Origin of the sequence: Aquabacterium sp. (assembly GCF_035476535.1) — a bacterium.
Lineage (GTDB): Bacteria > Pseudomonadota > Gammaproteobacteria > Burkholderiales > Burkholderiaceae_C > Pseudaquabacterium.
Genome location: NZ_DATILJ010000209.1, coordinates 1 through 24,176, shown reverse-complemented (window position 1 = coordinate 24,176; position 24,176 = coordinate 1). Strand labels below are relative to the sequence as shown.

At 68.4% G+C, this 24,176-nt stretch carries 17 protein-coding genes; 10 read left to right on the top strand and 7 right to left on the bottom strand.

Going from position 1 to position 24,176, the window contains the following annotated elements; all coding sequences use genetic code 11:
- A partial coding sequence (gene pgeF, locus VLK61_RS20710) for a peptidoglycan editing factor PgeF (protein WP_325423526.1) occupies positions 1–508 on the top strand: 508 nt, incomplete at its 5' end.
- On the opposite strand, the gene VLK61_RS20705 is transcribed toward pgeF, so the two are convergent.
- A complete protein-coding gene (locus VLK61_RS20705; protein ID WP_325423525.1) occupies positions 437–706 on the bottom strand; it encodes a hypothetical protein in 270 nt (89 codons plus the stop codon). The genes pgeF and VLK61_RS20705 overlap by 72 nt on opposite strands.
- A 220-nt stretch (positions 707–926) precedes the next feature.
- Here VLK61_RS20705 and phaC point away from each other — a divergent pair, with 220 nt between their 5' ends.
- The 3 genes from phaC to phbB all read left to right on the top strand — a co-directional run bounded on the left by phaC (position 927) and on the right by phbB (position 4,614).
- Entirely contained in the window at positions 927–2,552 is a 1,626-nt protein-coding gene (gene phaC, locus VLK61_RS20700) for a class I poly(R)-hydroxyalkanoic acid synthase (RefSeq protein WP_325423527.1), read from the top strand.
- Positions 2,553–2,585: 33 nt separating this feature from the next.
- Positions 2,586–3,767, top strand: a complete 1,182-nt coding sequence (locus VLK61_RS20695; protein WP_325423524.1) for an acetyl-CoA C-acetyltransferase — start codon at positions 2,586–2,588, stop codon at positions 3,765–3,767.
- 109 nt (positions 3,768–3,876) lie between these two features.
- A complete protein-coding gene (phbB, locus tag VLK61_RS20690) occupies positions 3,877–4,614 on the top strand; it encodes an acetoacetyl-CoA reductase (RefSeq protein ID WP_325423523.1) in 738 nt (245 codons plus the stop codon).
- Between the two features lie 22 nt (positions 4,615–4,636).
- Here phbB and VLK61_RS20685 read toward each other — a convergent pair whose 3' ends face one another.
- The 3 genes from VLK61_RS20685 to map form a co-directional block, all read right to left on the bottom strand.
- Entirely contained in the window at positions 4,637–5,605 is a 969-nt protein-coding gene (locus tag VLK61_RS20685) for an alpha/beta hydrolase (RefSeq protein WP_325423522.1), read from the bottom strand.
- A 120-nt stretch (positions 5,606–5,725) separates the two neighbouring features.
- Positions 5,726–8,338, bottom strand: a complete 2,613-nt coding sequence (locus tag VLK61_RS20680; RefSeq protein ID WP_325423521.1) for a [protein-PII] uridylyltransferase — start codon at positions 8,336–8,338, stop codon at positions 5,726–5,728.
- Between the two features lie 18 nt (positions 8,339–8,356).
- On the bottom strand, positions 8,357–9,157 hold the full coding sequence (gene map / locus VLK61_RS20675; RefSeq protein ID WP_325423520.1) for a type I methionyl aminopeptidase: 801 nt from the start codon (positions 9,155–9,157) through the stop codon (positions 8,357–8,359).
- 54 nt (positions 9,158–9,211) lie between these two features.
- On the opposite strand from map, the gene purL reads away from it, so the two are divergent.
- From purL to VLK61_RS20660, 3 genes are all read left to right on the top strand, one after another.
- On the top strand, positions 9,212–13,204 hold the full coding sequence (purL, locus tag VLK61_RS20670) for a phosphoribosylformylglycinamidine synthase (protein ID WP_325423519.1): 3,993 nt from the start codon (positions 9,212–9,214) through the stop codon (positions 13,202–13,204).
- Positions 13,205–13,351: 147 nt separating this feature from the next.
- Entirely contained in the window at positions 13,352–16,486 is a 3,135-nt protein-coding gene (locus VLK61_RS20665) for a diguanylate cyclase domain-containing protein (protein WP_325423518.1), read from the top strand.
- A gap of 93 nt (positions 16,487–16,579) precedes the next feature.
- Entirely contained in the window at positions 16,580–16,873 is a 294-nt protein-coding gene (locus VLK61_RS20660; protein WP_325423517.1) for a hypothetical protein, read from the top strand.
- 102 nt (positions 16,874–16,975) lie between these two features.
- On the opposite strand, the gene VLK61_RS20655 is transcribed toward VLK61_RS20660, so the two are convergent.
- Both VLK61_RS20655 and VLK61_RS20650 read right to left on the bottom strand, forming a co-directional pair.
- Positions 16,976–18,049, bottom strand: coding sequence for a porin (locus VLK61_RS20655; protein WP_325423516.1), 1,074 nt, complete (start codon positions 18,047–18,049; stop codon positions 16,976–16,978).
- A 108-nt stretch (positions 18,050–18,157) separates the two neighbouring features.
- Positions 18,158–19,072 carry a LysR family transcriptional regulator gene (locus VLK61_RS20650; RefSeq protein ID WP_325423515.1) on the bottom strand — a complete coding sequence of 305 codons (915 nt, stop codon included), beginning with the start codon at positions 19,070–19,072 and terminating at the stop codon, positions 18,158–18,160.
- 97 nt (positions 19,073–19,169) lie between these two features.
- Here VLK61_RS20650 and VLK61_RS20645 point away from each other — a divergent pair, with 97 nt between their 5' ends.
- Genes VLK61_RS20645 through VLK61_RS20635 form a run of 3 tightly spaced genes read left to right on the top strand, consistent with a single transcriptional unit; the run spans position 19,170 to position 23,528 of the window.
- Complete coding sequence (locus VLK61_RS20645; RefSeq protein WP_325423514.1) at positions 19,170–21,227, top strand: 4-oxalomesaconate tautomerase; 2,058 nt, start codon at positions 19,170–19,172, stop codon at positions 21,225–21,227.
- A gap of 43 nt (positions 21,228–21,270) precedes the next feature.
- Positions 21,271–22,131 (top strand): FAS1-like dehydratase domain-containing protein, encoded by an 861-nt coding sequence (locus tag VLK61_RS20640; protein ID WP_325423513.1) that lies wholly within the window; start codon positions 21,271–21,273, stop codon positions 22,129–22,131.
- 53 nt (positions 22,132–22,184) lie between these two features.
- Entirely contained in the window at positions 22,185–23,528 is a 1,344-nt protein-coding gene (locus VLK61_RS20635; RefSeq protein WP_325423512.1) for a class-II fumarase/aspartase family protein, read from the top strand.
- A gap of 25 nt (positions 23,529–23,553) precedes the next feature.
- Here the strand turns inward: VLK61_RS20635 and VLK61_RS20630 are convergent, their stop codons facing one another.
- A complete protein-coding gene (locus VLK61_RS20630; RefSeq protein WP_325423511.1) occupies positions 23,554–23,883 on the bottom strand; it encodes a cupin domain-containing protein in 330 nt (109 codons plus the stop codon).
- Positions 23,884–24,176 lie beyond the last annotated feature (293 nt).

Below are 24,176 nucleotides of genomic sequence, written 5' to 3'. Positions count from 1 at the left end.
CCGCGCCGACGCGAGCGTCAGCACCACGCCCGGCCTGGCCTGCACCGTGCTGGTGGCCGATTGCCTGCCGGTGCTGTTGTGCAGCCGCGACGGCCGGGCGGTCGGTGCCGCGCATGCCGGTTGGCGCGGCTTGGCGGCGGGGGTGATCGAGAACACCGTGCGGGCGCTGTGCCAGGCGACAGGCTGCGCGCCGGCGGACCTGCTGGCCTGGCTGGGCCCCTGCATCGGGCCGCGGCAGTTCGAGGTCGGTGCAGATGTGTTGCAGGCCTTCGGGGCCCGCGTCGAATCACCGGATGCCGGCCGCTTCGTGCCGCGCGCGCGCGCTGATGGCCAGATGCGCTGGTTGGCCAACCTGCCGCAGCTGGCGCGCGACCGGATGGCCGCCGCAGGGGTACCGGCCGTCAGCGGCGGCACTTGGTGCACCGTCGAAGATGCGTCAAGGTTCTTTTCGTTCCGGCGCGACCGCATCACCGGCCGCCTGGCCGCCGCCATCGCCTTGCGGGCTTGACTCGGCGCCTGCTTCGGCCGCCTGACGCACGCGCCGACGCATCGGCGTGCCCATGACGTACAAGACGATGGACAGCGGCAGCACACCGTACAACAACAGCGTGAAGAAGGCGCCCAGCAGCGTGCCCTGGGGCGACGTGGCCTCGGCCAGGCTCAGCAGCAGCACCACGAACATCCAGGCAAGGGCAACGATGTGCATTTCAAATCGTGGTAAGCAATATCGCGTATCGAAAAGCTTGTTATCCTAGGGTAAGCTCGTGCCCGTATAACGTGACGCGCTGCACGCAGCATCGCACACTGTCCATGCGGCTTCGCACCGCAGCGAGGAGACACGCATGAAGACCCAGCCCAGTTCCACCACCCCGCTCGACGCCACGAGTGACACCGCCCTCGCGGGCGCGCAGGCCCTCGGCAATGTCATGGGCGAGGTCATGAAGACGATGACCGGCCTGAGCCTGCCGATCGACTCGCTCAGCAAGCTGCAGGCGGACTACCTGGCGCAGGCCACGGCTCTGTGGAACAGCGCGCTGGGTGGCGCGCAGGACAAGGCGCCGGCCAAGCCGCTGGGTGACAAGCGCTTTGCCAACCAGGCCTGGGCCGAGAACCCGGTGGCTGCCATGGCCGCGCAGACCTACCTGCTGAATGCGCGCACGCTGATGCAGATGGCCGACAGCATGCAGGGCGACGCCAAGACCAAGGCTCGCGTCCGCTTCGCGGTGCAGCAGTGGGTCGACGCCGCCAGCCCGGCCAACTATCTGGCGCTGAACCCGGAAGCCATGCGCAAGGCGCTGGACACGCGCGGCGAGAGCATTGCGCACGGCGTGCAGCAACTGTGGCAGGACATCGGCAAGGGCCATGTGTCGCAAACCGACGAGAGCGTATTCGAGGTCGGCCGCAACGTGGCCACCAGCGAGGGCGCCGTGGTGTTCGAGAACGAGCTGTTCCAGCTGATCGAATACAAGCCGCTGACGGCCAAGGTCTTCGAGCGGCCGATGCTGTTTGTGCCGCCGTGCATCAACAAGTACTACATCCTCGACCTGCAGCCCGAGAACTCGGTGATCCGCTACACGGTGGAGCAGGGTCATCGCGTCTTCGTCGTCAGCTGGCGCAACCCCGACCAGTCCCTGGTCGACAAGACCTGGGACGACTACATCGCCGACGGCGCGATCAAGGCCATCGAAGTGGTGCAGGCCATCACCGATGCGCCGACGATCAACACGCTGGGCTTCTGTGTCGGCGGCACCATCCTGGCCACGGCCCTGGCGGTGCTGGCCGCCCGTGGCGAACACCCCGCGCAGTCGGTGACGCTGCTGACCACGCTGCTCGATTTCAGCGACACCGGCATCCTGGATGTCTTCGTCGACGAGGCCTCCGTGGCCTTGCGCGAAATGACCCTCGGACCGCAGGCGCCCAACGGGCCCGGCCTGCTCAAGGGCAAGGAATTGGCCACCACCTTCAGCTTGCTGCGGCCGAATGACCTGGTGTGGAACTACGTCGTCGGCAACTACCTGAAAGGCGAGGCGCCGCCGCCTTTCGACCTGCTGTACTGGAACGGCGATTCCACCAACCTGCCGGGTCCGATGTACTGCTGGTACCTGCGCAACACCTACCTTGAGAACTCGCTGAAGGTTCCGGGCAAGCTCACGGTCTGCGGCGAGCCGCTGGACCTGGGCGCCATCCAGGCCCCGGTGTTCGTCTACGGCTCGCGTGAAGACCACATCGTGCCCTGGCCGGCGGCCTATGCCAGCACCGGCGTGCTGAAGGGCAAGATCCGCTTCGTGCTGGGTGCTTCGGGCCACATTGCCGGCGTCATCAACCCGGCCAGCAAGAACAAGCGCAGCCACTGGGTCAACGACCAATTGCCGGCCAGCGCCGACGACTGGTTCGCCAGCGCCACTGAAAAGCCCGGCAGCTGGTGGCCGGAATGGGCCGGCTGGCTCAAGGGCCACGCAGGCAAGACAATTGCTGTGCCGAAGTCGTATGGCAGCCGTCAGTTCAAATCCATCGAACCCGCGCCGGGTCGCTACGTCAAGCAGAAAGCTTGATCCACAGATTCACTTCCTTTGCAGGAGACTTCCATGAGCACAGATATCGTCATCGTCGCCGCTGCCCGCACTGCCGTCGGCAAGTTCGGCGGCACGCTTTCCAAGACCGCAGCGCCCGAACTGGGCGCCACCGTGATCAAGGCCTTGCTGGAGCGCAGCGGCCTGTCCGGCGAGCAGATCAATGAAGTCATCCTCGGCCAGGTGCTGACCGCGGGCTCGGGCCAGAACCCGGCCCGCCAGTCGGTGGTGAAGTCGGGCCTGCCGCTGTCGGTGCCGGCCATGACCATCAACAAGGTCTGCGGCTCCGGTCTGAAGGCGGTGATGCTGGCCGCGCAAGCCATCCGCGACGGCGACAGCGAGATTGTCATCGCCGGCGGCCAGGAGAACATGTCGCTGGCCCCGCACGTGCTGATGGGCTCGCGCGACGGCCAGCGCATGGGCGATTGGAAGATGATCGATTCGATGATCACCGACGGCCTGTGGGACGTCTACAACCAGTACCACATGGGCATCACCGCCGAGAACGTGGCCAAGCAGTACGGCGTCACGCGCGAGCAGCAGGATGCACTGGCGCTGGCTTCGCAGCAGAAGGCGGCCGCCGCGCAGGAAGGCGGGCGCTTCAAGGACGAGATCGTGCCGGTCAGCATCGCGCAGAAGAAGGGCGACCCGATCGTCTTCGCTGCCGACGAATTCATCAACAAGAAGACCAGCGCCGAAGCGCTGGCCGGCCTGCGCCCGGCCTTCGACAAGGCCGGCAGCGTGACGGCCGGCAATGCCTCGGGGCTCAACGACGGCGCCGCCGGCGTCGTCGTGATGAGCGCCGCCAAGGCCGCGGCCCTGGGCCTGAAGCCGCTGGCGCGCATTGCCAGCTACGCCAGCGCGGCGCTGGACCCGTCGATCATGGGCATGGGCCCGGTGCCGGCAGCGCGCAAGGCCCTGGAGCGCGCCGGCTGGAAGCCCGCCGACCTGGACCTGCTGGAGATCAACGAAGCCTTCGCTGCGCAGGCCTGCGCGGTGCACAAGGAAATGGGCTGGGACACCAGCAAGGTCAACGTCAACGGCGGCGCCATTGCCATCGGCCACCCCATCGGCGCCTCGGGCTGTCGCATCCTGGTGACGCTGCTGCACGAAATGCAGAAGCGCGACGCCAAGCGCGGCATCGCCTCGCTGTGCATCGGCGGCGGCATGGGCGTGGCACTGACCGTCGAACGCTGATCCATCGCAACCCACGGGCCCTGGGCAGGGCGAACCCGATTGACCGCTGCGCGGCTTCGGGTCACGCTGACCCCGGACCCTCACTCAACAGCATCTCAAGGAGCAGACCATGGCAGAAAAAGTAGCGTATGTGACGGGCGGCATGGGCGGTATCGGTACGGCGATCTGCCACCGTTTGGCCAAGGATGGCTTCAAGGTCATCGCCGGTTGCGGCCCGAGCCGCGATCACCAGAAATGGATCGATGAGCAGAAGGCGCTGGGCTACACCTTCCACGCCTCGGTCGGCAACGTGGCCGACTGGGATTCGACGGTGGCGGCCTTCACCAAGGCGGTGGCCGAACACGGCGCGATCGATGTGCTGGTGAACAACGCCGGCATCACCCGTGACCGCATGTTCCTGAAGATGACGCCCGACGACTGGAAGGCGGTCATCGACACCAACCTGAACAGCATGTTCAACGTCACCAAGCAGGTGGTGCCGGGCATGGTGGAAAAGGGCTGGGGCCGCATCATCCAGATTTCGTCGGTGAACGGCGAGAAGGGCCAGGCCGGACAGACGAATTACTCGGCCGCCAAGGCCGGCATGCACGGCTTCACGATGGCCCTGGCCCAGGAAGTGGCGGCCAAGGGCGTGACGGTAAACACCGTGAGCCCGGGCTACATCGGTACCGACATGGTGCGTGCGATCAAGCCCGAGGTGCTGGAGAAGATCGTTGCGACGATTCCGGTCAAGCGCCTGGGCATGCCGGAAGAAATCGGCTCGATCGTTGCCTGGCTGGCCAGCGAGGATTCCGGTTTCTCGACCGGTGCCGACTTCAGCTGCAACGGCGGCATGCACATGGGGTAAATGAGGCGCTTGCCGTGTCGCGTCACGGCAGCCCGACGCCGCGCATGAAGGTTTCGACCCGCGTGGTGTAGTCGCCCGCGGTGCCCAACTGGCCGTTCACGTCGCCGTGGGCGAGGTCCACCGGCAGCACCGTGACGCGGCTGCCCAGCCCGCTGGCCTTGCCGGCATAGGCTTGGGCCTGCGGGCAGGAGTCGCTGCGCCGGGCCGAGCAGACGATGAGCATCGGGCTGGCCAGTGCGCCCGTCAGCCGGTAGTAGGGCGAGGCCTGCTCCCAGAATTCGCGCTCCTTGCCGAACACGCGGTCGTAGAAGCCATAGTGCTTGCTGCTCATGATGTCGACGACATTGAATGCCGCACTGTCCAGCGATACCGTGCCCAGCCAGGGCTTGGCGCCTTGCTGGCTGGCCAGCTTGCTGTCGGAGGCCAGCAGCGACACCAGGTGGGCGCCGGACGAATGCCCGAGCACCAGCACGCGCGCACCGTCGCCGCCCCAGTCGGCGGCGTGGCTCTGCACAAAGGCCAGCGCCCGCGCCACGTCGTCGACCTGATCCATCACCTTGGGCTGGCGGGACATGCGGTAGTTCACCGAAGCGACGATATAGCCCTTGGGCAGCCAGCGTGCGACCTTGTTGGCGACCACCTTCGATGCCGCCTTGTCGCCCACCATCCAGGCACCGCCATGCACCATGAAGAGGATCGGCGCACCCTTGGCGCCATTCGGGATGTAGACATCGAGCTTGTGGGCGCCGTCCGGGCCGTAGCGCTGGTCCATCAAGGCCCGTGCGCCGCTGGGCAACGCGAGCCTGGATTTGGTTTCGCTGTCGCTGCTGTCCAACTCGTCGGTGCTGGTCTTGCTTTCGGCGGCTTCTGCTGCTTCGCGGCGTTTTTCGCGCCGCTCCTTGATCGCATCGATCAGCGGCCCGCTCCACGCGCTGGGCAGCAGCGAGGCCATCACCAGGGTGCACAGCGCCGTGCGCAAGCTCGGTTTCATCAGGTTTTCGCTCCGCGACGCCATGTCGCTTGAAGAATAACGCGCCGTCCTGGCGCCCGGTTGGCGCGGCAGGCCCACTGAACCCAGGGTCCGGATCTGCACTGCGGTGGTGGGGCCGACTCAGCGCGACGGAGTCAGCGCATCCAGCAGTTCGGTCTCGATCTGCAACTGGGCCCGGGTCTGCTGCAGCGAGGGGCCGTCGATCAGGAAGGTGTCTTCCACGCGCTCGCCGAGCGTCGTCACCTTGGCCAGCTGCAGGTTCACATGGTGCTGGGCCAGCACGCGCGCAATGGCATACAGCAGCCCGGAGCGGTCGCTCGCACTGACCGACAGCAACCAGCGCTGCGCGCGCTCGTCGGGTCGCAGCGACACGCGGGGCGTGATCGGGAAGGACTTGACGCGCCGCGATACCCGGCCGCGGCTGGGCTCGGGCAGCGGGCCGGTGCTGGCCAGGGCCAAGGTCAGCTGGGTCTCGATCAAGGAGATCAGGTCGCGGTAGCCGGCCTGGTCGGCTTCGAATCCATAACGCACGATCTGGAAGGTGTCCAGCGCATAGCCGGTGCGGCTGGTGTGGATCTTGGCATCCTGGATCGAGAAGCCGGCGACATCGAAATAGCCGCAGATGCGGGCGAACAGGTCGGGCCGGTCGGGCGAGTACACCAGCACCTGCAGGCCATCACCGACCGGCGACGGGCGCGTGCGCACCACCGGCTCGGTGGCCTCGATGTGCCGCCACAGCGAACGGGCATGCCAGGCGATCTCGGTCGCGTCATGCCGCGCGAAATAGCTCAGCTCCAGCGTCTTCCACAGCGGGCCTTCGGTGCCGGGCAGCGCCGAGTGCAACGCCAGCAGCTGCCGCGCCTCCTGCTTGCGCGCTTCCAGGTCGGCATCGAGGTTGGGCTTGGCGCCGCCCAGCGCACGCAGCGTGATGCGGTACAGGTCTTCGAGCAGCTTGCCCTTCCAGGCATTCCACACCTTGGGGCTGGTGCCACGGATGTCGGCCACCGTCAGCAGGTACAGCGCAGTGAGCCGGCGCACATTGCCGGCCTTCAGCGCGAAGGCGCGGATCACATCGGCGTCCGACAGGTCTTCCTTCTGCGCGACGGTGCTCATCGTCAGGTGGTTCTTGACCAGGAACTCGATCAGCGAGGTGTCCTCGCGATCGATGCCATGGTCGCGGCAGAAACGCCGGACCTCGACCGCACCGAGGTCCGAGTGGTCGCCGCCACGGCCCTTGGCCACGTCGTGGAACAGTGCCGCGACGTACAGGATCTCCGGCTTGTCCCACTCGCTGGCCAGCTGCGAGCAGAACGGGTACTCATGCGCATGCTCGGGGATGAAGAAGCGCCGCACATTGCGCAGCACCATCAGGATGTGCTGGTCCACCGTGTAGACGTGGAACAGGTCGTGCTGCATGCGGCCGACGATGCGGCGGAAGACCCACAGGTAGCGGCCCAGGACCGAGGTCTGGTTCAGCAGCCGGAACGCATGGGTGATGCCCTGCGGCTGGCGCAGGATCTGCATGAACAGCGCGCGGTTCGCCGGATCCTGGCGGAACTGCCCATCCATCACGTTGCGGGCGTTGTACAGCGCCCGCAAGGTGCGCGCCGACAAGCCCTTGATGCCCGGGCTCTGCTGGAACACCAGGAAGGTCTGCAGGATGGTGTGCGGCTGCTCGGCGTAGAGGTCGTCGCGCGCCACTTCGAGCATGCCGCCGCGGTCCAGGAAGTTCTCGTCGATCACGCGCATCGGCGCGGCTTCGGAGCTGTTGATGCGTTCCTCGATGTTGAGCATCAGGATCTGGTTCAGCTGCGTCACCGCCTTGGCCGCCCAGTAGTAGCGGTGCATCAGCACTTCGGACGAGCGCTGCGCGCGGCTCGCCTGGTAGCCAAAGCTTTCGGCCACGGCCGTCTGGAGGTCGAACACCAGCCGGTCTTCGCGCCGGCCCGCCACGGCGTGCAGCCGCGCGCGGATCACCTTCAAAGTGCCCTCGTTGCGCTGCAGCTGCTTGACCTCGAACGGCGTGATCAGCCCGTTGGCCGCCAACTCGCTCCAGCTGCGCCCGAGCCCGGCGCCACGTGCCACCCACATCACCACCTGCAGGTCGCGCAGGCCTCCCGGGCTTTCCTTGCAGTTGGGCTCCAGCGAGTAGGGCGTGTCCTCGTACTTCACATGGCGCTGGCGCATCTCCAGCGTCTTGGCGCGCAGGAAGGCGGCGGGGTCCATCACCGCGGCCGTGGCCCGCTTGAAATCGACGCACAGCCGCTTGGCGCCGCAGATCAGCCGCGACTCGAGCAAGGCTGTCTGCACCGTGACATCGGCCTTGGCCTCGGCCACGCATTCATCGACGGTGCGCACCGACGAGCCGATCTCCAGCCCGATGTCCCAGCAGGCGGTGATGAAGCCTTCGACCGATGCGCGCAAGGCATCGGTGGGCACGCCCACCGGCAGCAGGACCAGCACATCGACATCCGAATGCGGGAACAACTCGCCGCGGCCGTAGCCGCCCACTGCCACCAGTGCCGCGCCGGGCGGCATCGCGGCATTGCGCCACAGGTCGGCCAGCGTGCCGTCGACGTGGCGCGTCAGCGCCTTGATCATGCGCGTAGCGGCCGGCGCACTGGCGCGCGACTGCAGGAAGTGCGCGATCAGCGCCTTCTTGCCATCGCGAAAGCGTGCACGCAGCGCGGCCACACCGCCGCTAGGCGGCGCATCAAGTACAGCGGTCAGCACAGCGGGCTTCGGTGAGGGTCAGCCAATGAAAGCCGGTGGCGGTGGCGAGCCGGCCGACAGCGTCATCACCTCGTAGCCGGTCTCGGTGACGACGATGGTGTGCTCCCACTGCGCCGACAACGAGCGGTCTTTGGTCACGATGGTCCAGCCGTCGCCCATCTCGCGAATCTCGCGGCGGCCGGCATTGACCATCGGCTCGATGGTGAACACCATGCCGGGCACCAGCTCTTCCAGCGTGCCCGGGCGGCCGTAGTGCAGCACCTGCGGCTCTTCATGGAACTTGCGGCCGATGCCATGGCCGCAGAACTCGCGCACGATGGAGAAGCCCTGGTTCTCGGCGAAGGTCTGGATGGCGTGGCCGATGTCGCCCAGGCGCGCGCCGGGCTTGACCCTGGCGATGCCCTTCCACATGGCTTCGTAGGTCAGGTTGCACAGGCGGTTCGCGGCGATCGAACCTTCGCCGACCACGAACATGCGGCTGGTGTCGCCATGCCAGCCGTCCTTGATGACGGTGACGTCGATGTTGACGATGTCGCCGTTCTTCAGCGGCCGGTCATTCGGGATGCCGTGGCAGACCTGGTGGTTGATCGAGGTGCAGATCGACTTCGGGTACGGGATGTAGCCCGGCGGCGCGTAGTTCAGCGGTGCGGGGATGCCGCCTTGCACCTGCACGATGTGGTCGTGCGCCAGCTTGTCCAGCTGTTCGGTGCTGATGCCGGGCTTGACATGCGGTGTCAGCATGTCCAGGACTTCGGAGGCCAGGCGTCCGGCGATGCGCATGCCTTCGATGTCGGCTGCGGTCTTGAGGGTGATCGACATAGCCGGAAATTATCCCACCTCAACTTAGAATCCAAGGTTTCCCCGGGCATCACCATGGCGGACACTGCCAAATCTCTGCTGCATTTCGAGGGCGGTAATGCCCTGTCCGACTTCCGAGCCCAGGCCTTGCTGCCGCGCTTGCAGGGCATCAGCCCGCGGATCACGGGCCTCGTCGCGCGCCATGTGCACTGGGTGATCAGCGACACCGCACCCGACGCAGACAAACTGGCCGCTCTGCTGCGCTACGGTGATGCCTACGAAGGCGGGGCAGAGGGCCAATTGGTTGTCGTGATGCCGCGGCTGGGCACCGTGTCGCCCTGGGCCAGCAAGGCCACCGACATCGCGCACAACTGCGGCCTCGGCGTGCATCGGCTGGAGCGCGTCACCGAGTACCGCATCCAGCTGAAGACCGGCCTGCTGGGCGGTGCCGGCAAGCCTTTGGGCAGCGACGAACTGCAGGCCTGCGCCGCGCTGCTGCACGACCGCATGACCGAAAGCGTGGCTTTCGAACGTGAAGCCGCGGTGCACCTGTTCGATGCCCAGCAGGCCGATCCCCTGGCACATGTGGACGTGCTGGGGCAGGGGAGGGCGGCGCTGGTTCAGGCCAACACGGCCTTCGGCCTGGCGCTCAGCGACGACGAGATCGACTACCTGGTCACCGCCTTCCAGGGCCTGCAGCGCAACCCCAGCGATGTCGAGCTGATGATGTTCGCGCAGGCCAACAGCGAACATTGCCGGCACAAGATCTTCAATGCCGATTTCACGATCGATGGCGCGAAACAGCCGCTGTCGATGTTCGGCATGATCCGCAACACCGAGAAGCTGTCGGGCCAGCACAGCGTGGTGGCCTATTCCGACAACGCCGCGGTGATGGAAGGCGGCCCGGTCGAGCGCTGGCTGCCGCAGGGCTTCACCAATGCACCGCCCTACGGCCCGCGCGCCGAGACGGCGCATGTGCTGATGAAGGTGGAGACGCACAACCATCCGACGGCGATCTCGCCGTTCCCGGGCGCTTCCACCGGTGCCGGCGGCGAGATTCGCGATGAAGGCGCCACCGGCCGCGGTGCCCGGCCCAAAGCGGGGCTGACCGGCTTCAGCGTGTCGAACCTGCACCTGCCCGGCCTGGCCGAACCCTGGGAGCGCAGCCCCATCGGCAAACCCGAGCACATCGCCAGCGCGCTGCAGATCATGACCGAGGGTCCACTCGGCGGCGCGGCCTTCAATAACGAATTCGGCCGGCCCAACCTCGGCGGCTACTTCCGCGTCTACGAACAAGCCGTGGCCGGCGTCTATCGGGGTTATCACAAGCCAATCATGATCGCCGGCGGCCTGGGCACCATCAACCACGACCAGACGCACAAGCTGCCCTTCGGCGCCGGCACGCTGCTGGTGCAGCTGGGCGGCCCGGGCATGCGCATCGGCATGGGCGGCGGCGCCGCCAGCTCGATGGCGGCCGGCACCAACACCGCCGCGCTGGACTTCGACTCGGTGCAGCGCGGCAACCCCGAGATCCAGCGCCGCGCGCAGGAGGTCATCAACCACTGCTGGGCGCTCGGTGCGAACAGCCCGGTCGTCGCGATCCACGACGTCGGCGCCGGCGGCATCAGCAATGCCTTCCCCGAGTTGGTCGACGGCGCCGGCAAGGGTGCGCGCTTCGACATCCGCAAGGTGCCGCTGGAAGAAACCGGCCTGGCACCGAAAGAGATCTGGTGCAACGAAAGCCAGGAACGCTACGTGCTGGCGATCAACCCGGACCTGCTGCCGCTGTTCCAGCAGATGTGCGAGCGCGAGCGCTGCCCGTATGCGATCGTCGGCGTGGCCACCGATGAGCGGGAACTGATCCTCGAGGAAGGCCCCAGCGGTGATCGCCCGATCGACATGCCGATGGACGTGCTGCTCGGCAAGCCGCCCAAGGTGCACCGCGATGTGCAGCGCGTGGCACGCAGCGAAGCCGCCTTGAACCTCACCGGCGTCAAGCTCGACGAGGTGGCCTTCAGCGTGCTGCGCCACCCCACGGTGGCCAGCAAGCGCTTCCTGATCACCATCGGCGACCGCACCGTGGGCGGCCTGAACCACCGCGATCCGATGGTCGGCCCCTGGCAGGTGCCGGTGGCCGATTGCGCCGTGACCTTGGCCGACTACGCCGGCTTCCGCGGCGAGGCGATGAGCATGGGCGAGCGCACGCCGCTGGCCGCGGTCAACGCGCCGGCCTCGGGTCGCATGGCCGTCGGCGAGGCGATCACCAACCTGCTGGCCGCGCCGATCGAGCTGTCGCGCATCAAGCTCAGCGCGAACTGGATGGCCGCCTGCGGCGAGCCCGGTGAAGACGCCGCGCTGTACGACACGGTCAAGGCGGTCGGCATGGCGCTCTGCCCGGCGCTGGGCATCGGCATTCCCGTTGGCAAGGATTCGCTGTCGATGCGCACACGCTGGTCCGCAGACGGCGAAACGAAGCAGGTCACCGCCCCGGTCAGCCTGATCGTCACCGCGTTCGCCAGCCTGGCCGATGTGCGCGGCACGCTGACGCCGCAGCTGCAGTCCGGCGACACCACGCTGATCCTGATCGACCTGGGGCAGGGCCGCAATCGCATGGCCGGCTCGATGCTGGCGCAGGTGCTGAACCAGTTCGGCTGTCCCGCGCAAGATGGCGTGCCGGACCTCGACGATCCAGCGCAGCTGAAAGCACTGGTCGCCGCGATCAACCAGCTGCGCACGCAAGGCCAGCTGCTGGCCTACCACGACCGCAGCGACGGTGGCCTGTGGGCGGCGGTGTGCGAGATGGCCTTTGCCGGCCAGCTGGGCGTCAGCCTGAACGTCGACCTGCTGGTCACCGAAGGCGACGGCATCAGCGACAGCCGCGCCGAGTTCGGCGATTCGAAGAACTGGGCCAGTCAGGTCAGCGAACGCCGCAATGAGCTGATGCTGAAGGCGCTGTTCAACGAGGAGCTCGGCGCGCTGATCCAGGTGTCCCGCGCGCAGCGCGACGCGGTGATGGCCGTGCTGCGCAGCCACGGCCTCAGCAAGCACAGCCATGTCGTCGGCAAGACCAACGAGCGCGCCGTCGTCGAGGTGTGGCGCGACACCAAGGCACAGTTCAGCGCGCCGCTGCGCACGTTGCAGCAGGCCTGGGACGAAGTCAGCTGGCGTATCGCCCGGCTGCGCGACAACCCGGCGTGTGCCGACAGCGAGCACGCGGCGATCGGCACTGTTGGAGACCCCGGGCTGCACTTGCACCTGAGCTTCGATCCTGCAGAGAACGTTGCCGCCCCCTTCGTGCACGGCGCCCGGCCCAAGCTGGCCATCCTGCGCGAGCAGGGCGTCAACTCGCATGTGGAGATGAGCTATGCGATGGCGCAGGCCGGCTTCGACACCTTCGACGTGCACATGACCGACCTGCAGACCGGCCGCGCCAGGCTGGACCAGTTCATCGGCTTCATCGCCTGCGGCGGCTTCAGCTATGGCGACACGCTGGGCGCCGGCGAAGGCTGGGCGCGTTCGGTGCTGTTCAATCCAGTGCTGGCAGAGCAGTTTGCCGCGTTCTTTGCGCGTCAGGACACCTTCGCGCTGGGCGTGTGCAACGGCTGCCAGATGATGGCCGCGCTGTCGCCCATCATCCCCGGCGCACAGGCCTGGCCGAAGTTCACGCGCAACAAGAGCGAGCAGTTCGAGGCCCGGCTGAGCCTGGTCGAAGTCCTGGACAGCCCGTCGATCTTCTTCAGCGGCATGGCCGGCAGCCGGCTGCCGATCGCGGTGGCGCACGGCGAGGGCTTTGCGGACTTCTCGCAGCGCGGCGACGCCGCGAGCGTGCGGCGCGCGATGCGTTTCGTCGACCACCACGGCCAGGCCACCGAGGCCTACCCGTTCAACCCGAACGGCAGCCCGGACGGCTTGACGGCGGTGACCACGCCCGATGGCCGCTTCACCGCGCTGATGCCGCACCCCGAGCGGGTCTTCCGCAATGTGCTGATGAGCTGGACGCCTGGCGACGTGTCGGCGCCCAGCCCGTGGACGCGCATGTTCGCCAATGCGCGGCGCTGGGTTGCGTGAACTGATCGCCTGCTGGTCGACTGCATTCCGTCACTGAGCACCGACCACAGCGGCTGCGGCCGCCTCAAGTCCGACCCGCCACGGTCGAAGACACTGCAAGGGCCATGCTCGGGTTTCGAGCCGGTCACGATTGCATGGAGTCCTTTGATGTTGCGCCGCTGCCTTCGCTTCGCGCTGCTGCTGTTGCTGGCCGGGGTATGGGCAGCAGCCGGCGCTGCGCTGGGCGAAACGCCGGTCCGCTGGCAGCTGCCGGGCGATCGGGCGTTCCAGCACCTGAGTGAGTCCGCGGCGGCCGGTGCATCGGCCTTGGTCCAGGACGCCGAGGGCTTCTTCTGGGTCGGCGGCCAGACCGGCCTGGCGCGCTGGGACGGGCTGCGCTGGCGCGCCCACGTGCCGGACCTCGGCACGCCAGGCGCATTGCCGGACAATTTCGTGCAGGCGCTGCATGTCGACGCGCGAGGCCGGTTGTGGGTCGGCACCAGCGCCGGCGGCCTCGCGCGCTACGAGCCGCGTGACGACAACTTCGCCGCCGTGGCGGTCGGTCCCGGCGGGCTGGGCGATGCGAACGTCACTGCGCTGGCCGCCGACGGCAGCCACGGGCTCTGGGTGGGCACCGGCGCCGGCCTGAACCACCTGGACTTCGACAGCGGCCGCGTCAGCCAGGCGACGGGGCCGCTGCCCAATCGCCCTGTTCACGCCTTGCTGACGGACCGCCAGGGCGCGCTGTGGGTCGGCACGCGCAGCGGCCTGCTGCGTCGCGCGCCCGGCGCCACCGGCTTCGAACCGGTGCCGCTGCAGACCCGCGAAGGCCCGACGCCGGTGGTCATCGCGCTGCACCAGGACGGTGCAGGCCGCCTCTGGATCGGCACCCGGCGGCACGGCGCTTTTATGGTCGAAGCCGGGCAGGCCCGGGCCCAGGCCCATGCCGTTCGCGAGGCCGGCCGCGTGGACGGGCTGCGCAGCGACACGGTGCTGTCGATCAGCGAGGCCACCGCCGGCGAGATCTGGTTCGGCACCGATGGCGGCGGCATCGTGCGCTTCGATGTCGCCAGCGGCCAGACCCGCCGCGAGCGGCACGACAGCACCCAGCCCGCCAGCCTGGCCGACGACGACATCGCGGTGCTTTACCGCGACCGCAGCGGTGTGATGTGGGTCAGCAGCAACAGAGCGCTGAGCCGGCATGATCCGCGCCAGCGCAGCATTGACACGCTGTTTGCCGGACCCGAGCGCATGATCGGCCATGCCAACCTGCCCTCGCTGCTGGCGCTGTCCGACGGGCGGGTGTGGGTGGGCATCGGCGATGGCGGCGTGGAGATCCTGGACCCGGTCGCCGGCCGCGTCGGCCGGCTGAGGCCGGATCCCGAGCGCCCGCAGACCAGCCTGCCCAAAGGCCGGGTGATCGGCATGGCCCAGGCCCCGGATGCCACCGTCTACCTGGGCACGCAGGGCGGCCTGTACCGCGCCAGCGCCGATGGCCGCCGTGTCCAGCGCCTGACGGTGGCCGGCCGCCGCGACACCGACGCCGTGTGGGCCTTGTATTTCGATCAGGGGCGGTTGTGGCTGGGCGGCACGGACGGGTTGTGGCTGCTGGAGCTGGATCCCCAGGGCCTGCCGCAGGCCCGCCGCCATCTCGGCGCCGGCGAGCTGGGCGATGCGCGGGTGACCGTGCTGCACGCCGGCGCCGGCTCGGCCCTGTGGGTCGGCACGCGCACGGGCCTGGTGCGAGTGGACCGCAGCAGCGGCGAGGTCGAGCGCCTGCCGGCCGACCCGGCTGACAAGACCCGCCTGCCCGGCGGCCACATCAGCGCCTTGCTGACCGACCGCCAGGAGCGGCTGTGGGTCGCCACCTTCGGGCGAGGCATCCAGATCGAGCAGGGCCGGGATGCTGCCGGGCAGCGGCTGTTCCGCCGCCTGGGCACTCGCGACGGCCTGCCGCACAACGGCGTCGACGCCTTGCTGGCCGACGCCGGCGGCCATGTCTGGGCCAGCACCGACGGCGGCCTGGCCCGCATCGACGCGCAGCAGCTCACGGTGCGGGTGCTGGGCCGGGCGCAAGGCCTGGGCGTGATGACCTTCTGGACCAATGCCGGCGCAGCCTTGCCGAGCGGTGAACTGCTGTTCGGCGGCCAGGGCGGCCTGGTCGTGGTGCACCCCGAGCGCCTGCTGCCGCCGGGCGGCCAGCCGCCGGTGGTGGTGACCGAAATCACCGTCGGTGGCCGGTCCATGCCGCCGGGCCGCTTGAATGCCGCGCCGGTCGCCGGAGCGGTGGCCGACCGGCCGCTCGAGCCCCTGCGCGTCAGCGCGCGCGACCCCAGCCTGATGGTGGAGTTCGCCGTGCTCGACTACAGCGCGCCGGCCGACAACCGCTATGCCTACCGGCTGCGCGGTTTCGACGACGAATGGATCGCCACCCCGGCAACGCGCCGGCTCGCCTCGTACACCAACCTGCCGCCGGGCGACTACACGCTGGAGCTGCGGGGTGCCGGCCCCGAGGGCCATTGGTCGGCGCGCACCGTGGCGCTGCCGCTGCGTGTCGAGCCCGCCTGGCACCAGCATCTGCTGGTGCGCCTGGTCGCGGGCCTGTTGCTGCTGGGCCTGCTGGGCGCGCTGATGCAGGGCCGGGTGATGTACCTGCGGCGGCGCGAGCGCCAGCTGCAGCGCCTGGTGGCCGAGCGCACCGCCGAGCTGGAGCAGCGCGGCGAGCAGCTGCGCGGCAGCCAGCGGCAGCTGGAGCACATGGCCTACTTCGACGCGCTGACCGGCCTGCCGAACCGCCGCATGTTCAACGACGACCTGCGCCGCCGCAACGCGCAGGTGCAGCGCGGCCATGGCGTGTTTGCCCTGGCGCTGGTGGACCTCGACCACTTCAAGCAGATCAACGACACGCTGGGCCACGACGCCGGGGACGCGCTGCTCGTGGCCGCCGCACAGCGCCTGCAGGCCGTTGTGCGCGAAGGGGATCTGGTGGCCCGCCTGGGCGGCGACGAATTCGCGGTGCTGCTGGCCGAAGCGCACAGCGCCGAGGCCATCGGACCGGTGTGCCAGCGCATGCTGGAGCGGCTGGCCGAGCCGCTGCTGTGGACCGGGCCGCCGCTGCAGACCAGTGCCAGCATCGGCGTGGCGCTGTGCCCGCACGACGGCAACACGCCCGACAGCCTGTACAAGGCCGCCGACGTGGCGCTGTACGACGCCAAGCGCGCCGGCCGCAACACCTGGCGTCGCTGGCGTCACGATCGCGCCGCGCCCAACGCGCCGGCGGATGCCGCGCTGAGCAACGATTGAAACCACCCGCCCGGGCGCCGCAGCCGGCTTGCAACAGGGCGTCGCGATGATGGCGGCCGTTGACCCTGCCATATCCCACGAAGGAGCCCAACCATGAAGACCCCCCACCGCCGCCTGCTGCGCCAGGCCAGTCTGGCCGCACTGCTGACCGGCACGCTGTGCACGCTGCAGCAGCCGGCCCAGGCGGCCGACGTCAACAAGGGCATCGAACAGGCGCTCGCTGCGGCGCAGGAAAGCAAGAAGGGCATTCTGGTCTACGTCGGCGGCCAGGCCATCGGCGGTGCCGTGGTCAAGATCGAAGCCGGCCAGACGGTGGAGCTGCGCAGCCAGCAGTACAGCAAGATCGTGCTGCGGCTGGACCGCATCGACGGTCTCGCGATGCCCTGACCAACGCAGGCGCGCCAGGCCTGCGGGCCGAAGCAGGTAGCAGCTCCTGATTTGCCCTGCCGCAGCCGGCGCTGCTGAGCGGCCGCTGGTGCGGACCCCAGGTCAGAACCGGTGCCGCACGCCGGCTTCGTACCCGCGTGAGCGTCCGCCCGCGCTGATGCCGGACGGGCCGTCGGAGATCACGTAGCGTGCCGCACCGTCGTTCGAGATGCGCGCCACGGTGGCGTACAGCGCGCTGCGCTTGGACAGGTTGTAGACGTAGCCCAGGCCGATCTGCGTGGCATCGGTACCGGCGATCGAGGCACCGCCGACCTGGCCCTGGTGCTCGCTCCGGATCCATGAGGCCTTGACTTCGTGCAGGCCGAACGTGGCCACCGCGCCCAGCATCCACAGCAGCTGCTTCGCGCTGTCGTAGCGGAACTCGCGCCAGGCGGCCGACAGGCGCACGCTGTGCAATTCCACGCTGCCGCCGACCGCGCTGTCGCGGAAGCTGCCCGCGGTGGTCTGGCTGTTCTTGGAACGGGTGGTGGCGGCCGAGACGCTGAAGGCCTGGTTCGCATAGCCCACGCGCAGCCCCGTCAGCCGGGCCAGGCCGCTGGCCACGGCGCCGCCTTCACCGGGCGCAAACATCGCACCGCCCTCGAGGCCGCCCAGCCCGGCCGGCAGCAGCCATTGCACGCCGTTGTCCGAGCGCACGGTGGTGTTGGCATTGCTGCCGAACGCTGCGCGGATCGGCCCGGTCGGCGTGGCCGACACCAGGTTGGCCGAGCGCGCCACGCCGACGTAGCCGAACGGGTCATAGCGGCTCCAGTTGCTGTAGGACGGCACGAAGTCGCGGCCGAGGCGCAGCTCGCCCAGCGATTGGCTGGCCAGGCTCACCGTCGAGCGGCGGTCGAAGAACTTGGCCGACGCCGGCAGGCCGGTGTCGGCCAGCAAGCCATGCTCCAGGTGGAAGCCGGCGCTCAGGCCGCCGCCCAGGTCTTCCTTGCCGCTGAAGACCAGCCGGCTGCTGGCATTCGAGCCGCTGACCAGCGCGGTCAGCGAACCGGTGCCGTCATGGCTGACGCGGCGCGCCGCGAGGTCGACGACGCCGGACAGCGTCACGCTGCCCTGCGCCCAGGCGGGCGTGGTGCAGGCGCAGGCGGCGGCGCACAGCGTCAGTAGTTTCGGGTTCATCGGGTTTGTCTCCGGGGTTTGTGATCACACTGAATCCGGCCCGGATGCTGCCCCCCGACGCTGATGCCGTGAATTGCTGAATTGGGATCGATTGATCCGATCGGTGCATCAAAGCTTGCGCGGCCGCGCCTTCTTCTTCACCTCGCCGAACAGGTCGAAGAGCTGCTGCGCCGCCGGCGACAGCGAACGGCCGCGCCGCCGGATCAGGCCGATCTTGCGCGTGACCACCGGGTCGACCAGCGGCACGCTGACCAGCAGCGGATGCTCGGGCCCTGGCATCGCCATGGCCGGCACCGCGGCGACGCCGAGCCCGGCTTCGACCAGGCCCAGCATGGTGGTGACATGCTGCGTCTCGTAGATCGCCTGCGGCCGGTTCGGCACGCCGGCCAGCGCCTGCTCCAGCAGCAGGCGGTTGCCGGACGATCGGCTGACCGAGATGAAGTCGTGCTCGGCCAGCTGGGCCCAGCTGACGCGCTTGAGCTTGGCCAGCGGGTGGTCGCGCCTGCAGGCGGCGACGAAGCGCTCCTCGAGCAGCGGCGTGAAGTCCAGCTCACCTTCCTGCGCGCCCATGAAGTTGAGGCCGAAGTCGGCTTCGCCGCGGGCCACCGCGGCCAGCACCTCGTTGGCGCCGGCATCGAAGACCTTCACCCGCACCTTCGGGCACTGCTGGTGGTAGCGGCGGATCACTTGCGACAGGTAGTAGTAGACGGTGGACGGCACGCAGGCCACCGTGACCTCGCCCATGCGCGTGGCCGCGACGCCGCGGATGCCCAGCAGCGTGGTGTCCAGTTCGTCCAGCAGTTCGCGCACCTTGCGTTCGAAGTCGCGGCCCACGGTGGTGAGCGAGACGCGCCGCGTCGTGCGTTCGAGCAGGCGCACACCCAGCGCCTGCTCCAGCTTGTCGATGCGGCGGCTGAAAGCCGGCTGCGACAGGTGCACCGATTCGGCGGCCTTGCGGAAGTTGTTCAGCTCGGCCACCGCGCGGAAGGCCAGCAGGTCGTTCAGGTCGAAGTTGATGGCCACGGTGCTTGCGGTGGGAGTGGAATTGATGCCGATTGTCGATCAATCGTTCCGAAAGATGCAATTCACTAGCGCAATCAATCCGCTGAAGATGAGACCCATGAACCGAGTCATCCCCTGTGTCCTGATGCGTGCCGGCACCTCCCGTGGCCCGTTCTTCCTGCGTGACTGGCTGCCGCAGGACGAAGTGGCGCGCGACGAGGCGCTGATCGGCGCGATCGGCGCGTCGGACTTGCTGCAGGTCGACGGCGTCGGCGGCGGCAGCACGCTGACGAGCAAGGTGGCCATCGTCTCGCGCTCGTCGCAGCCGGACTGCGATGTGGACTACCTGTTCGCCCAGGTCGGCGTCGGCCAGAAGTCGGTCGACACGCGGCCGAACTGCGGCAACATGCTGTCCGGCGTCGCGCCCTTTGCCATCGAGCAGGGCTTGGTCGCGGCGCAGGACGGCGAAACCACGGTGCGGGTTTTCAACGTGAACACCAAGTCACGCATCGAGGTCACGGTGCTGACGCCGAATCGACGCGTCATCTACGAAGGCCAGACCGGCATCGATGGCGTGGCCGGTACCGCGGCGCCGATCCGGCTGAACTTCCTCGATGCCTGGGGCTCGGTGACCGGTTCGGTATTCCCGACCGGACAGCGCATCGACGTGATCGATGGCCTGGACGTGACCTGCATCGACGCGGCGATGCCGCTGGTCATCCTGAGGGCGCGGGACCTGGGCCTGAGCGGCCGCGAATCGCCCACCGAGCTGGATGGCGACCGCGCGCTGCTGGCGCGCATCGAGCACATCCGGCGCCTGGCCGGCGAACGCATGGGCCTGGGCGATGTGTCCGACAGCGTGGTGCCCAAGCCGGTGATCGCCAGCGCCGGCGACGACGATCACAGCATCACCTCGCGCTATTTCACGCCGCGGCGCTGCCATGCCTCGCATGCGGTGACCGGTGCCATCGGCGTGGCCACCGCGTTTGCGTTGCCGGGCACGGTGGCCAGCGCTGCGGTGATGCGCGCCGGTGCCCGCAACGTGGCTGTGCTGCATCCGCAAGGCCGCATCGATGTGGAAGTGGCCATCGAAGGCGAGGGCAGCGAAGCCCGCATCCAGCGGGCCGCGCTGGTGCGCACTGCCCGAAAGATTCTGCAGGGCGACCTGCACATCCCCGATTACGTGTTCTCGAACCCGACCGCAGGAGACAAACCCATGAAGCACCTGATTGCCCCGGCCCTGGCCGCCGCGCTGACCGTTGCGACCCCCGCCGCGATGGCCTACCCGGACAAGACCATCACCATCGTCGTGCCCACCGCGGCCGGCGGCGGCAACGACGCGATGGCGCGCACCATCGCGCAGAAGCTGGGCCCGCTGCTCGGCCAGACCGTGATCATCGACAACCGCGCCGGCGCCGCCGGCGCCATCGCCAGCGAATTCGTGGCGCGCGCCCAGCCCGACGGCCACACGCTGATGTTCGGCTACATCGCCACGCATGCGATGAACCCGGCGCTGCAGAAGCTGCGCTACGACCCGGTGGCCGATTTCGCGCCGGTGGGCCTGGTGGGCTACTCGCCCACGCTGTTGGTGGCCACGCCGTCGGCGCCGTTCAAGGACGTGCGCGAACTGGTCGCGCAGCTCAAGGCCAAGCCCGACCAGTACATGTATGCCTCGGCCGGCAACGGCACCGCACCGCACTTCGCGGCCGAGCTGTTCAAGCTCAATGCCGGCGTCTCGATGATCGGCGTGCCGTACAAGGGCGCGGCGCCCGCCGTCAGCGACACGCTGGGCGGCCAGACGCAGTTGATGTTTCCGAGTTTCTTCACCGCGCTGCCGCATGTGAAGAGCGGCAAACTCAGGGCGCTGGCGGTGGCCGGGCCGAAGCGCTCGGCGCTGCTGCCGGATGTGCCGACGCTGAAGGAGGCCGGTGTCGACGGCGTGGATGTGCAGCAGTGGTACGGCTTCTTCGCGCCGGCCAAGACGCCCAAGCCCGTCATCGAGCAGCTGAACAAGGCGCTGAACCAGGTGCTGAACGACAAGGAGATCATCAAGCGCATCGAAGACCACGGCGCCGATGTCGAAACCAGCACGCCCGAGCAGTTCGGTGCGCTGGTCAAGTCGGAACTGGTCAAGTGGAAGGGTGTCGTGCAGCGCGCCAAACTCACGGCCGACTGAAGCCGCCGCCGCCGGCCCCCTTCGCAGACCCGGAGAGACCCCGATGAACCTACCCCTGAGCGAACTGGCGGCCTGGATCGGCCGCAGCGAAACCGTGCTCGACCACATCGGCGCCACGCCGATGAAGGCCTTGAACGCCACGCTGGACCACCCGGCGATGCCGGTGCCCGCCGGCGCCGCGCTGCCGCCGCTGTGGCACTGGCTGTACTTCCTGCCGCTGCATGCCCAGAGCGAGATCGGCCCCGACGGCCATGCCCGGCGCGGCGGTTTCCTGCCGCCGGTGCCCTTGCCGCGCCGCATGTGGGCCGGCAGCCAGTTCGAGTTCCGCGCGCCGGTGCGCGTGGGGGATGCGGTCGAGCGCCGCTCGACGATTGCCGATGTCACGGTGAAAGAAGGCCGCACCGGGCCATTGGTCTTCGTCAAGGTGCGGCATGAGCTGCGCTGCAACGGCGCCACCGAGCCGGCGATCGTCGAGTTCCACGACATCGTCTACCGCGCGGCGCGGCAGCCCGGCGATGTCGAGCCGCCGCCGCAGGCCGCGCCGGCCGATGCGGCATGGTGTCGCGAGATCGTGCCGGACGACGTGCTGCTGTTCCGCTACTCGGCGCTGACCTTCAATGGCCACCGCATCCACTACGACCGCAAGTACGTCACCGAGGTCGAGGGTTACCCGGGCCTGATCGTGCACGGCCCGCTGATCGCCACGCTGCTGATGGACCTGCTGCGGCGCCAGTTGCCGCAGGCCGATGTGGCGAGCTTCCGCTTCAAGGCGGTGCGGCCGACCTTCGACCTGCACCCGTTCCGCGTCAACGGCCAGCTGCAGGACGACGGCAAGACCGTCAGGCTCTGGGCCCAGGACCATGAAGGCTGGTTGACGATGGACGCCGTCGCCACGCTGCGCTGAGGCGCTCGTCGCAGCCCGATCGCCACCCCACTTACAGGAACCAGGAGCCCTCCATGGCCGCCAGCATCATCGACTCCCGCATCTTCCAGGGCATCTTCAGCAGCGAACCGATGCGCCAGGTCTGGTCCGACGAGAACCGCACCGCCAAGTACGTGGAGATCGAACGGGCACTGGCCATCGTGCAGGCCCGGCTCGGCCTGATCCCGCAGGAAGCCTGCGACGAGATCGTCAGCCACTGCCACATCGAGCAGATCGACATGGTTCGGCTGCGCGAGCAGACCGAGCGCATCGGCTACCCCATCCTCGGCGTGGTGACGCAGATCAACCAGCTGTGCCGCGACAAGCTCGGTGAGTACGTGCACTGGGGCGCCACCACGCAGGACATCACCGATACCGCCACGGTGCTGCAGATCCGCGAGGCGCTGCAACTGGTCGATGATGAGCTGGAAGCGATCGCCAACGCGCTGGCCAAACTCGCGAAGGAACACCGGCTGACGCCGATGATCGGCCGCAGCAACCTGCAGCAGGCGATACCGGTGACCTTCGGCTACAAGATGGCGGGGCTGTTGTCGGCCATCCTGCGGCACCGCGAACGCATCGCGCAGCTGAAGGAACGCGTGCTGGTCGGCGAATTCGCCGGCGCCGCCGGTACCTTGGCTTCGCTGGAAACCGGCGCCATGGAGACGCAGGCGGGCCTGTGCGCCGAACTGGGCCTGCAGCGGCCGGTGATCGCCTGGCACACCATCCGCGACAACATTGCCGAAGTCGGTGCGGTGCTCGGCCTGATCGGCGGCACGCTGGGCAAGCTGAGCATGGACGTCAAGCTGATGATGCAGACAGAAGTTGGCGAAGTCTTCGAGCCCTACCACCATGGCCGCGGCTCCAGCAGCACGATGCCGCAGAAGCGCAACCCGATCAGCAGCTGCTACATCCATGCGGCGATCAGCGTCGTGCGCCAGCATGCCGCGGCGCTGATGGATGCGATGGTCGCCGACCACGAGCGCAGCACCGGACCCTGGGAGATCGAATGGATCGTGCTGCCCGAATCCTTCTGCCTGATGGCGGGCGCACTGAAGCAATCCCGCTTCGTGCTCGAGGGCCTGCAGGTCGATGCCGAGGCGATGCGGCGCAACATCGACATGACCGGCGGCCTGGTGATGAGCGAGGCGGTGATGATGGGCCTGGGGCCCTACATCGGCCGCGAGTACGCGCACGACCTGGTGTATGACCTGTGCCGCGAATCGCTGGCCAAGCAGCGCCCGCTGATCGATCTTCTGGCCGAGCACCCCGAGGTCCAGCGCCATGTCGACCGCGCGGCGCTGGAGCGTTTGCTGGATCCGGCGAACTACCTGGGCCAGTCCGGTGTGATGGTCGACCGGGTGTTGGCGCGGATGTGAACGCGCAGGTGAGCGCAAGGTCGCGCTACTTGCGCAGCACGATCGTCACCAGCGCAGAACAGTCCGCCAGCGCGATCACGCCATGCGGCAGATCGCCGGGCAGGAACAGCAGTTGGCCGGCGGCCAGCACGTGGCTGGCGCCCTCGGCCGTGACGTCGAGCCGGCCCTCGATGCAATGGATGGTGACTTCACCGGGTACCTGGTGCACTGGCAAGGACTTGCCGGCCAGCAGCACCATGCGCATCACTTCCAGGTCTTCGGACTTGAACAGCGCGACCGACTTTTCACTGGGCAGGCGATCACCCAGTGGCTGAACGTCGATGGGCTGCAACGGGAGGGCGTGCGAGATGGCCATGCGCCAGTATGCGCTGCCCAGCGTCGCCCTCCGAACAGTGCGCCGCCGTGACGCCCGGGCACGGCACGGCTTCGGGCATGATGGCCCCCCCAATGCCCCTTCGTCTTCCAGGAGACTGCCTTGAGATTTGCCTTGATCCTCGCCGCCGGCCTTGTTGCCGGTACGCCGGCCTTTGCTGCGGAAACCAGCGTTCCTGTCAGCATGGCGGAAAAGCAGGGCGCCGGTGCCGCGCTCGGCACCGTGCGACTGGTCGAAACGCCCTATGGCCTGGCCTTCTACCCCTCGCTGAAGGG

Bases quoted from the DNA above. Each gene is read 5' to 3' on its own strand.
- purL (WP_325423519.1), top strand. From the start codon at position 9,212: ATGGCGGACACTGCCAAATCTCTGCTGCATTTCGAGGGCGGTAATGCC.
- phaC (WP_325423527.1), top strand. From the start codon at position 927: ATGGGCGAGGTCATGAAGACGATGACCGGCCTGAGCCTGCCGATCGAC.
- VLK61_RS20665 (WP_325423518.1), top strand. From the start codon at position 13,352: ATGTTGCGCCGCTGCCTTCGCTTCGCGCTGCTGCTGTTGCTGGCCGGG.
- VLK61_RS20705 (WP_325423525.1), bottom strand. From the start codon at position 706: ATGCACATCGTTGCCCTTGCCTGGATGTTCGTGGTGCTGCTGCTGAGC.
- VLK61_RS20645 (WP_325423514.1), top strand. From the start codon at position 19,170: ATGAACCGAGTCATCCCCTGTGTCCTGATGCGTGCCGGCACCTCCCGT.
- map (WP_325423520.1), bottom strand. From the start codon at position 9,157: ATGTCGATCACCCTCAAGACCGCAGCCGACATCGAAGGCATGCGCATC.
- VLK61_RS20660 (WP_325423517.1), top strand. From the start codon at position 16,580: ATGAAGACCCCCCACCGCCGCCTGCTGCGCCAGGCCAGTCTGGCCGCA.
- VLK61_RS20655 (WP_325423516.1), bottom strand. From the start codon at position 18,049: ATGAACCCGAAACTACTGACGCTGTGCGCCGCCGCCTGCGCCTGCACC.
- VLK61_RS20685 (WP_325423522.1), bottom strand. From the start codon at position 5,605: ATGAAACCGAGCTTGCGCACGGCGCTGTGCACCCTGGTGATGGCCTCG.
- VLK61_RS20695 (WP_325423524.1), top strand. From the start codon at position 2,586: ATGAGCACAGATATCGTCATCGTCGCCGCTGCCCGCACTGCCGTCGGC.
- phbB (WP_325423523.1), top strand. From the start codon at position 3,877: ATGGCAGAAAAAGTAGCGTATGTGACGGGCGGCATGGGCGGTATCGGT.
- VLK61_RS20635 (WP_325423512.1), top strand. From the start codon at position 22,185: ATGGCCGCCAGCATCATCGACTCCCGCATCTTCCAGGGCATCTTCAGC.
- VLK61_RS20640 (WP_325423513.1), top strand. From the start codon at position 21,271: ATGAACCTACCCCTGAGCGAACTGGCGGCCTGGATCGGCCGCAGCGAA.
- VLK61_RS20630 (WP_325423511.1), bottom strand. From the start codon at position 23,883: ATGGCCATCTCGCACGCCCTCCCGTTGCAGCCCATCGACGTTCAGCCA.